General features: G+C 62.1%; 9 protein-coding genes and 1 pseudogene. 7 read left to right on the forward strand and 3 right to left on the reverse strand.

The genetic code is table 11. The annotated features are described in order from the left end of the window. Positions 1-83: 83 nt before the first annotated feature. The 5 genes from V8Z78_RS23610 to acnB all read left to right on the forward strand — a co-directional run bounded on the left by V8Z78_RS23610 (position 84) and on the right by acnB (position 6,200). Positions 84-1,073 carry a malate dehydrogenase gene (locus V8Z78_RS23610; RefSeq protein WP_003063568.1) on the forward strand — a complete coding sequence of 330 codons (990 nt, stop codon included), beginning with the start codon at positions 84-86 and terminating at the stop codon, positions 1,071-1,073. Positions 1,074-1,087: 14 nt separating this feature from the next. Further along, a complete protein-coding gene (gene tam / locus V8Z78_RS23615; RefSeq protein ID WP_349732261.1) occupies positions 1,088-1,912 on the forward strand; it encodes a trans-aconitate 2-methyltransferase in 825 nt (274 codons plus the stop codon). Further along, positions 1,909-2,913 (forward strand): HpcH/HpaI aldolase/citrate lyase family protein, encoded by a 1,005-nt coding sequence (locus V8Z78_RS23620; protein ID WP_034356844.1) that lies wholly within the window; start codon positions 1,909-1,911, stop codon positions 2,911-2,913. The genes tam and V8Z78_RS23620 overlap by 4 nt, the downstream gene beginning before the upstream one ends. Before the next feature lie 31 nt (positions 2,914-2,944). Further along, positions 2,945-3,517 (forward strand): hypothetical protein, encoded by a 573-nt coding sequence (locus tag V8Z78_RS23625; RefSeq protein ID WP_003063562.1) that lies wholly within the window; start codon positions 2,945-2,947, stop codon positions 3,515-3,517. Between the two features lie 97 nt (positions 3,518-3,614). Continuing rightward, positions 3,615-6,200: a bifunctional aconitate hydratase 2/2-methylisocitrate dehydratase gene (gene acnB / locus V8Z78_RS23630; protein ID WP_003063559.1), complete on the forward strand. Its 2,586-nt coding sequence runs from the start codon at positions 3,615-3,617 to the stop codon at positions 6,198-6,200. A gap of 82 nt (positions 6,201-6,282) precedes the next feature. Here the strand turns inward: acnB and V8Z78_RS23635 are convergent, their stop codons facing one another. Beyond that, positions 6,283-7,122: a helix-turn-helix domain-containing protein gene (locus V8Z78_RS23635; protein WP_349732262.1), complete on the reverse strand. Its 840-nt coding sequence runs from the start codon at positions 7,120-7,122 to the stop codon at positions 6,283-6,285. A 140-nt stretch (positions 7,123-7,262) separates the two neighbouring features. Here V8Z78_RS23635 and V8Z78_RS23640 point away from each other — a divergent pair, with 140 nt between their 5' ends. Both V8Z78_RS23640 and V8Z78_RS23645 read left to right on the forward strand, forming a co-directional pair. Then, entirely contained in the window at positions 7,263-7,685 is a 423-nt protein-coding gene (locus tag V8Z78_RS23640) for a hypothetical protein (protein WP_034361706.1), read from the forward strand. Positions 7,686-7,933: 248 nt separating this feature from the next. Next, positions 7,934-8,614: a 7-cyano-7-deazaguanine/7-aminomethyl-7-deazaguanine transporter gene (locus V8Z78_RS23645; protein ID WP_003063549.1), complete on the forward strand. Its 681-nt coding sequence runs from the start codon at positions 7,934-7,936 to the stop codon at positions 8,612-8,614. Between the two features lie 384 nt (positions 8,615-8,998). Here the strand turns inward: V8Z78_RS23645 and bfr are convergent, their stop codons facing one another. Next, positions 8,999-9,463, reverse strand: coding sequence for a bacterioferritin (gene bfr / locus V8Z78_RS23650; RefSeq protein WP_003063542.1), 465 nt, complete (start codon positions 9,461-9,463; stop codon positions 8,999-9,001). Positions 9,464-9,855: 392 nt separating this feature from the next. Then, positions 9,856-9,979 (reverse strand): annotated as a pseudogene (locus tag V8Z78_RS23655) (allantoinase); the annotation flags it as partial.

The following is a 9,979-nucleotide window of genomic DNA, read 5'->3' on the forward strand; positions in this document are numbered from 1 at the left end:
GCGGAGCTTGCGCTACTGGTGGTTACGCTGGTGCAACCTGGCGCCCATAACATCTCACTTTTTTCCAATCTTGGAGTTTCACCATGAGCAAGAAGCCCGTCCGTGTCGCCGTTACCGGCGCAGCTGGCCAAATCGGTTACGCCCTGTTGTTCCGCATCGCCTCCGGCGAAATGCTGGGTAAAGATCAGCCCGTTATTCTGCAACTGCTGGAAATCCCCGACGAAAAGGCTCAAAACGCTCTGAAGGGCGTGATCATGGAGCTGGAAGACTGCGCCTTCCCCCTGCTGGCCGGCATCGAAGCCCACGCCGACCCCATGACCGCCTTCAAGGACACCGACTACGCTCTGCTGGTGGGCGCCCGTCCTCGTGGCCCCGGCATGGAACGTGCTGACCTGCTGGCTGCCAACGCCCAGATCTTCACCGCCCAGGGCAAGGCTCTGAACGCCGTGGCTTCGCGCAATGTCAAGGTTCTGGTGGTCGGCAACCCCGCCAACACCAACGCCTACATCGCCATGAAGTCGGCTCCCGATCTGCCCGCGAAGAACTTCACCGCCATGCTGCGCCTGGACCACAACCGCGCTGCTTCCCAGCTGGCTGCCAAGGGCGGCTTCAAGGTCGGCGACATCAAGAAGCTGACCGTGTGGGGCAACCACTCGCCCACCATGTACGCCGACTACCGCTTCGCCACCGTGGACGGCAAGTCCGTGAAGGAAGCCATCAACGACCAGGAATGGAATGCCAACGTGTTCCTGCCCACCGTGGGCAAGCGCGGCGCCGCCATCATCGCTGCTCGCGGTCTGTCGTCGGCTGCTTCCGCTGCCAACGCTGCTATCGATCACATGCGTGACTGGGCCCTGGGCTCCAACGGCGAATGGGTCACCATGGGCGTGCCTTCCAACGGCGAGTACGGCATCCCCGCCGGTATCGTGTTCGGTTTCCCCGTGACCACCACGGCTGACGGCGAATACAAGATCGTCGAAGGTCTGGAAATCGATGCCTTCTCGCAAGAGTGCATCAACAAGACTCTGGCTGAGCTGCAAGGCGAGCAGGACGGCGTCAAGCACCTGCTGTAATCAGCGCAAAACCTATGCAAGACTGGAACCCCGCGCTGTATCTGCGCTTTGCCAATGAGCGCACGCGCCCTGCGGCAGAACTGCTGGCAAGAGTACCTTCCAGCTTGCATTCACCCGCTCGCAGCCTCCGCATCGTGGATCTGGGCTGCGGGCCGGGCAACTCCACCGAACTTCTGGTGGAGCGTTTCCCCGGCGCCGATGTGATCGGTGTCGACAATTCCGAAGCCATGCTGGAGACTGCGCGCAAGCAGTTGCCGCAGGCCAGGTTCGAGGCCGGTGATATTGCCTCCTGGGCACCTGCTGAAGGTGAGTCAGCACCTGATTTGATCTATGCGAATGCCTCCATCCAGTGGGTGGGCGGGCATGAGAGCCTGATTCCCCGTCTGTTTTCCTTGCTGGCGCCCGGTGGCGTGCTGGCCGTGCAGATGCCTGACAACCGTCAGGAACCCTCGCACCGAAACATGCGCGAAGTCGCCCAACTGCCCCGGTTTGCGGCGCATATCGGGGACGCGAGCAAGGTGCGTACCGAGATTTTGCCCATAGGGGTGTATTACGACCTGCTGGCAGCGCCTCAGCCGGCGGCTCCCGCCAATGAGGCTGCGAGCGTCGATGTGTGGCACACCGTCTATCAGCATCCTATGGACTCGGCCGCAGCGATTGTGCAGTGGCTCAGCAGCACGGGCCTCAAGCCTTTCGTGGAAGGTTTGCCCCGGGAGCTGCAAGCCGAGTACCTGACCGAGTATCAAAGCCGCATCGATGTGGCGTATCCGGAGCGAGCCGACGGCAAGCGTCTGCTGGCTTTTCCCCGACTTTTCATGGTGGCTCAGCGCAAGTCATGACGAAAGAACTGGTTCATCCCGCCACCGTGCTTCTCGATGCTCAGGGTGGCGCTCAGCGTCTGCCCGTCTGCGATCACTACAGTGGCGTGGAAGCGCGCATGCGCAAAAGCCTGCAGCTGCAGGCAGAGATGATGCAGGAGTTCGGCACCTGCGTGTTCGACGTGACGCTGGACTGCGAGGATGGCGCTCCTGTCGGCCAGGAGGCCGAGCACGCGCGTCTGGTGGTCGAGCTGGCGAATGGAGCGGCTCAAGGCGCGCGCGTGGCGGCCCGGGTGCATGCGGTGGAGCATGCTCATTTCCAGGCAGACATGGACATCATTGCCGGCGGCGCGGCAGACAAGCTCTGCCACATCATGATTCCCAAGGTGGAGTCGGTGGATGACGTCATCAAGGCCGAAGCAGCCCTGCAGCGTGCGACAGACAAGCGTGTGCCGCTACATGTCTTGATTGAGTCTCCTGCTGCCGTGCAGCAGGCCTTCGACATTGCCGCGCACCCGGCCGTGCAAAGCATCTCCTTCGGGCTGATGGATTTTGTCTCGGCCCATGGCGGCGCCATCCCGGCTTCCGCCATGACGGCACAGGGCCAGTTCGAGCATCCCTTGGTCGTTCGTGCCAAGCTCGAGATCGCGGCAGCCTGCCATGCCCACGGCAAGGTGCCCTCGCACTGCGTGGTCACGGAATTCAAGAATCCTGAAGCTTTGCAGGCTTGCGCGCAAAAAGCCTCGCGTGAGCTTGGCTACACACGCATGTGGAGCATCCATCCTGACCAGATTCGCCCGATTCTGCGTGCATTTGCGCCAGCAGAGGACGAAGTTCTACAGGCGGCACAAATACTTACCTCTGCAGCGGTGCAGAATTGGGCGCCCATCAGTTTTGGTGGTGTACTACACGACCGCGCGAGCTACCGCTATTTTTGGCAGTTGCTGGAGCGCGCTCACCAGACGGGGCAGGTCTTGCCGGTTGAAGTTCAACCCTGGTTTGCCCCGGCCTCAATCCGTTGAACTCATAACAAGTCTGCAGGAGCTAATTCCTATGAAGACCCTGATCGCCACTTTGATGATTGCCGCTCCCCTGGTCGCAATCAGCCACTCTGCCGTGGCAGAAACCGCACCCAAGGCCAAGGCGGCCGCCGCCAAGAAGGCTCCCGCCGCCAAGAAGGCCACCACTACTTCCAAGAAGGGCAAGGCTGCCGCTGCCGTAGCTGCAGGTGGCGCGGGTGCTGCCGCCGTCGTGGCCGCCGGCCCGGCTTCCGCCGCACTGGGCACGGAAGAGCTGGCCGTGGCCGAGCGCGTGCACAAGGGCCGCATTGCCTGCGAGCTGGGCGCCTATGTGAACGTGAACGCCGACGCAGCCAACCCCGGTTACTTCATCGTGGACGGCCGTGGCTTCAAGTACCACATGTCTCCCGTCAAGACTTCCACCGGCACCGTGCGCCTGGAGGACAAGGCAGCTGGCGCCGTGTGGCTGCAGATCGCCAACAAGTCCATGCTGATGAACCAGAAGGCCGGCCAGCGTCTGGCGGATGAGTGCATGAGCCCCGAGCAGCAGCAAGTGGCCGAAGCCATCCGCAAGAACCCACCTCCCAGCCTGCTGGACAGCAAATAAGTCTGGCGAGGCTGAGGACTGGCGTATCGCACATGCGCCAGTCCTGTAATTCGCGCTCCACGCGCAGCCTTTTTCAAAAAACCATTGGAGAGAACCCATGTTGAAAGCCTACCGTGACCATGTGGCAGAACGCGCCGCACTGGGCATCCCCCCGCTGCCTCTGGATGCCAAGCAGGTCGCCGACCTGATCGAGCTGATCAAGAACCCACCCGCCGGTGAAGATGCATTCCTGATGGATCTGCTGACTCATCGCGTGCCGCCCGGTGTGGATGATGCAGCCAAGGTCAAGGCTTCCTTCCTGGCTGCCGTGGCTCACGGCGACCTGAAGGTGGGTCTCATCTCCAAGGCCAAGGCCACCGAGCTGCTGGGCACCATGGTGGGTGGCTACAACGTGCACCCCCTGATCGAGCTGCTGGACGATGCCGAAGTGGCTGGCGTGGCTGCCGACGCGCTGAAGAAGACATTGCTGATGTTCGACTTCTTCAACGACGTGGCCGACAAGGCCAAGGCCGGCAATGCCAAGGCCAAGGAAGTGATGCAAAGCTGGGCCGATGCCGAGTGGTTCACTTCGCGTCCCAAGGTCGAGGAAAAGATCACCGTCACCGTCTTCAAGGTGCCCGGCGAGACCAATACCGACGACCTGTCGCCCGCTCCCGATGCCTGGAGCCGTCCCGACATTCCTCTGCACTACCTGGCCATGCTCAAGAACACGCGTCCTGACGCGGCGTTCAAGCCCGAAGAAGACGGCAAGCGCGGCCCCATGCAGTTCATCGAAGACCTGAAGAAGAAGGGCCACCTGGTTGCCTATGTGGGCGACGTGGTCGGTACCGGTTCTTCGCGCAAGTCCGCCACCAACTCCATCATCTGGGGCACGGGCGTGGACATTCCCTTTGTTCCCAACAAGCGCTTTGGCGGCGTGACGCTGGGCGGCAAGATCGCTCCCATCTTCTTCAACACGCAAGAAGACTCCGGCGCTCTGCCCATCGAAGTCGATGTCTCCAAGCTGGAAATGGGCGACGTGATCGACGTGCTGCCCTACGCCGGCAAGATCGTCAAGAACGGTGAAACCGTGGCTGACTTCCAGCTCAAGTCCGACGTGCTGCTGGACGAAGTGCAAGCCGGCGGCCGTATCAACCTGATCATCGGCCGTTCGCTGACCGCCAAGGCTCGCGAAGCCCTGGGTCTGCCCGCATCCACCGAGTTCCGCCTGCCCCAGGCGCCTGCCGCTTCCACGGCCGGTTTCACACTGGCCCAGAAGATGGTCGGCCGCGCCTGCGGTCTGCCCGAAGGTCAGGGCGTGCGCCCTGGTACCTACTGCGAACCTCGCATGACCACCGTGGGTTCGCAGGACACCACAGGCCCCATGACTCGCGACGAGCTCAAGGATCTGGCCTGCCTGGGCTTCTCCGCCGATATGGTGATGCAGTCCTTCTGCCACACAGCGGCTTATCCCAAGCCCGTGGACGTGAAGACCCATCGCGAACTGCCCAACTTCATCAGCAACCGCGGCGGCGTGGCCCTGCGTCCTGGTGACGGCGTGATCCACAGCTGGCTCAACCGCCTGCTGCTGCCCGACACCGTGGGTACCGGTGGCGACTCGCACACCCGTTTCCCCATCGGCATCTCCTTCCCCGCAGGCTCCGGTCTGGTGGCCTTCGGTGCCGCGACCGGCGTGATGCCTCTGGACATGCCCGAATCGGTGCTGGTGCGCTTCAAGGGCGAAATGCAGCCTGGCGTGACTCTGCGCGATCTGGTGCACGCGATTCCCTTGTACGCCATCAAGCAAGGTCTGCTGACGGTTGCCAAGGCCGGCAAGATCAACGAATTCTCGGGTCGCATCCTGGAAATCGAAGGCCTGCCAGATCTGAAGGTCGAGCAAGCGTTTGAGCTGTCTGACGCTTCTGCCGAGCGCTCTGCCGCCGGTTGCACGATCAAGCTCAACCCTGAGCCCATCAAGGAATACCTGACATCGAACATCGTTCTGATGAAGAACATGATCGCTGACGGCTACGCCGACGCCAAGACTCTGCAGCGTCGTATCGAAAAGGTCGAAGCCTGGCTGGCCAAGCCAGACCTGCTGGAAGCCGACAAGAACGCCGAGTACGCTCACGTCATCGAAATCGACATGTCCGACATCAAGGAACCCATCGTTTGCTGCCCCAACGATCCTGATGATGCCAAGACCCTGTCTGACGTGGCCGGCGCCAAGATCGACGAAGCCTTCATCGGTTCCTGCATGACCAACATCGGTCACTTCCGCGCTGCAGCCAAGCTGCTGGGCGGCCAGCGTGACATCCCCGTCAAGCTGTGGGTGGCTCCTCCCACCAAGATGGACCAGGACGAGCTGATCAAGGAAGGTCACTACTCTGCCTTCGGTACCGCCGGTGCCCGTACCGAAATGCCCGGCTGCTCGCTGTGCATGGGCAACCAGGCCCAGGTGCGCGAAGGTGCGACCGTGATCTCCACCTCTACCCGCAACTTCCCCAACCGTCTGGGCAAGAACACCAATGTGTATCTGGGCTCGGCCGAACTGGCAGCCATCGCTTCGCGTCTGGGCTACCTGCCTTCCAAGGAAGAGTACCTGAAGGAAATGGGCGTGATCGATGCCGACAAGGCTTCCGTCTATCGCTACATGAACTTCAACGAAATCGCCGAGTACGCTGAAGTGGCGGCCAAGATCTAAGCGCTCAGGCGCCAGATGACAGGGCCTTCAAGGGCCCGGCCCCAAAGCCCGCAGGATGCAAGTCCTGCGGGCTTTTTGCTTTTCAGGCCCTGCGCCTGGCCTGCAGCCGCTGCAGCGCCTGCTGTGTCTCGGCATTTGCGGGAAAGAACGATTCGACGGCCAGCTCCTGCAGCGTCACGTCCACGGGCGTGCCGAAGATGGTGATGGTGCTGATGAAGCTCAGTGTGCCCAGATGGGTGTGCAATTCGAAGGGCACGGCGATGGGGCTGGGCAGAGGGGAGTCCTTGTCCTCGGCGAACGGATAGGCTGCGATTTCGTCATGCAGTGCCTGTAGCTCGCTGTCTGCCGTGGCGGCGATCTGCTGCTGCAGGCGGTGCAGCAAATGGGCACGCCATTGCGCGGAGTTGGCCAGGCGTGGGCCCAGCCCCTCGGGGTGCAGGCTCAGGCGCAGCACATTCACGGGTGGCTCCAGCAGCCAGGGCGCCACGCCGTCCAGCAGCAGCGGCACGACGGCATTGGTGGCCACCAGATTCCAGTGTCTATCCACGGCCAGGGCCGGGCTGGGCTCGTGGCCCTTGAGCACCAGCTCCACTGCCTGGCGCGCGGCCGCCAGATCGGGGTGGTCCAGGGGACGGGCCTGGTACATGGGCGCAAAGCCCGCAGCCACCAGCAGTGCATTGCGCTCGCGCAGCGGCACCGACAGGCGCTCGGCCAGCCGCAGCACCATCTCGCGGCTGGGCTGGGCGCGGCCTGTTTCCACATAGCTCAGGTGGCGTGTCGAAATCTCGGCCTCCAGTGCCAGCCCTTGCTGGCTCAGCCGGCGGTGCTGGCGCCAGTGGCGCAGGTGCTCGCCAAACGGCGCGCGTGCACCGGGCGGCTTATGAGCGGCATGAAAAGAAGAGGGGGCGGTGCTGGAGTTCATGCTCGCATCGTAGTGGCAGGCCGGACAGCAGGCCATGACCTGCGAGGTTATCGACGCTGTGCGAGCGGATGGCAATCATGGGCCCCAGCAGCCGGCACAGGGCCGGCCGCAAGACCTTCGTCATAGAACAGGAGTTTCCCATGTCCATTTTTGCTTCTCCCCGGTTTCTGCGTCTTGTGATGTGTGCCGATGCGGCCTCCTGCGCCGCCACGGGCGCGCTGCAACTGGCCTTGCAGCGGCCGCTGGCCGATCTGACGGGGCTGCCGCCTTTCCTGCTGACGGCAACAGGTCTTTTCTTGCTGGCCTATGCATCGGCCGCAGCCTGGATGGCGCGTCGCGAGCCCCTGCCGCGCACGCTGATCGGTCTGGTGGCTCTTGGCAATCTGGGCTGGGCGCTGGGCTGCGCGGTCCTGGTGTTTGGCTCCGGCCTGGCGCTCAGTGCCTGGGGTCTGGCCTGGGTGGCGGCGCAGGCCGTCGTGGTGCTGGTCCTGGCCGATCTGCAGTGGGCAGGGCTGCGTGCCTCTCGCCATGCGGCCCGGCAGGAGGCGCAGCTCGCGCTTTGAATGAATCAAAAAAAAATAGCAGCTAGCGCCTGTCATGCTTTGAAAGCAGACTGATTTATTGCTGAAAACATGGATTGGCAGTCGCTACAAGCTATGCTTTTTCTTATATCCGCCATGTGTCCGGGCGGATAAGCGGGCCGGGGGAGGCAGAGATAATTCCGTACAGCATAAAATTCACGGTTGCGCCGCGCTGGCGCACTCTTCGCAACCATGGGTTCCCTCGCCCCCATCGACCAAAAAGGACTGTCATGACATCCGCTCATGCCGTGCAGACGCAAGCGTCGCGCGTGCCGTTTTATCTCTCCGTTCTCGTCGCCTTCCATATCGCGCTGGTCATCGCCAGCAACTACCTGGTGCAACTGCCCATCACGCTGCTGGGCTTTCACAGCACCTGGGGCGCCTTCAGCTTTCCGTTCATCTTTCTGGCTACCGATCTGACCGTACGCCTGATCGGCAAGACTGCGGCGCGACGCGTCATCATGCGTGCCATGCTCCCTGCGCTGGTAGTGTCCTATGTGGTGGGCGTGCTGTTCCACGAAGGCCGCTTCAATGGCTGGGAAGCGCTGCAAAGCTTCAACGGCTTTGTGTTCCGCATTGCACTGGCCAGTTTTGCCGCCTATGTGCTGGGCCAGTTGCTGGATATTCAGGTCTTCGACCGCATCCGCCAGAAAAGCCATTCCTGGTGGCTGGCTCCGGCGGCCGCGTCGGTGTTCGGCCAGGTGCTGGACACCGCAGCCTTTTTCTCGATCGCCTTCTGGAATAGCTCCGATGCCTTCATGGCGGCCAACTGGGTGGAAATCGCCATGGTCGACTATGTCATCAAGCTGGGTGTGAGTCTGCTGCTGTTTGTTCCCGCCTATGGCGTGGTGCTGGCGGCCATTGTGCGCAGCATGAAGGTACAGGTCATGCCCGCAACGGCAATCCGCTGAGGATGCGGCGTGCAGGGCAGGCCCGGGTGCAGGGGCCTGTCCGACATGTGCATTTGCTTCGCCAGGTCCTGCTGGCAGCCGCAGCTTGTGCCTGGTTGGAGACGAAGAGCGGCAATCCCGTATGACATCCGGTGATGGCCGAGTCGCCCGGGGGCTCTGACTTGTCGTTTGTCAACGAGTCAATGGGATGTCACAAGGGCGTGAATCTTGGTGGAGCCTCGTTCCAGAAGATGGGGGCAGGCGAGCCTTGCAAGATCGACAATCCGGCGAAGGCCGCTTTGCCGCCACGGGTGATGACTATGGTTTTTGAGCCCGCCTCGAGTCCATGAAAAAGGCCGTCTATCAAGGACGGCCTCGGTATTTTTCCGCGCTGAGTTGCTGGGCTCAGGTCTGGCTTTGCAGATAGTTCTGCAGTCCGATCTTGTCGATCAGTCCCAGCTGCTTTTCCAGCCAGTAGGCGTGGTCTTCCTCGGTATCGTGCAACTGGGCCAGCAGGATGTCGCGGCTCACATAGTCGCGGTGCTGCTCGCACAGCGCCACGCCTTGTTGCAGGCCGGCACGGACTTCGTATTCGGTGTCCAGGTCCTTGCGCAACATCTCGGGAACGGTCTCGCCGGGCGTGAATTCCTTGGGACGCATGTCGGGGCGGCCGCCCAGCATCAGAATGCGGCGCAGCAGTGCGTCGGCGTGCTGGGTTTCTTCCTGCATCTCGTGGTCCAGGCGCGTGAAGAGCTTGGCGAACCCCTGGTCTTCATAGATGCGCGAGTGGGCGAAATACTGGTCGCGCGCCGCGAGCTCGCCGCGAAGCAGGTCCTTGAGGTAGTCGACGACTTCGGGATGGCCTTGCATAGTTGTTGTTCTCGGTGAGTTTTCGAAGCCTGAAGTATCTCGCGACCGGCTTCGGGAATCAAAGGCAGCTATCAATTCCCGAGCGCACGCGCTCTGGATGCGGGCTGTAAGCAGATGCATTCGCATTGCTCGGTGCGTATCGAGGCTGATCGCGTTCGTCCGATTCCTCGCAAGGGATGGCGATAGCACCCAGCACTTTTGGTCAGCATGGACCGATCAACGGCAAAGCAGGGACAGCACTTGGCGCACTTGGCAAGCCTCCGCAGAGGCTACTCCTGCCCACAGGGCAGGGATGCAGGGCCGCACTAGTTGCAATTGGCTGCGATGATGTCTCGAAAAATCGAGTGCCTAGCTTGCCTTCCTCAATCTCCTGGGGTTCTCGGAACGTACAGTCAGGCCGAGACTGCTTCCTTGCAGGGGAAACGCTCGGCCCAGTGACGAGCCAAATCAATACGGCGGCACACCCACACGTTGTCGTGCTTCTGGATGTGGTCGAGGAAGCGCTGCAGCGCTGTA

This window comes from Comamonas sp. wu1-DMT, from assembly GCF_040187805.1.
Lineage (GTDB): Bacteria > Pseudomonadota > Gammaproteobacteria > Burkholderiales > Burkholderiaceae_C > Comamonas > Comamonas thiooxydans.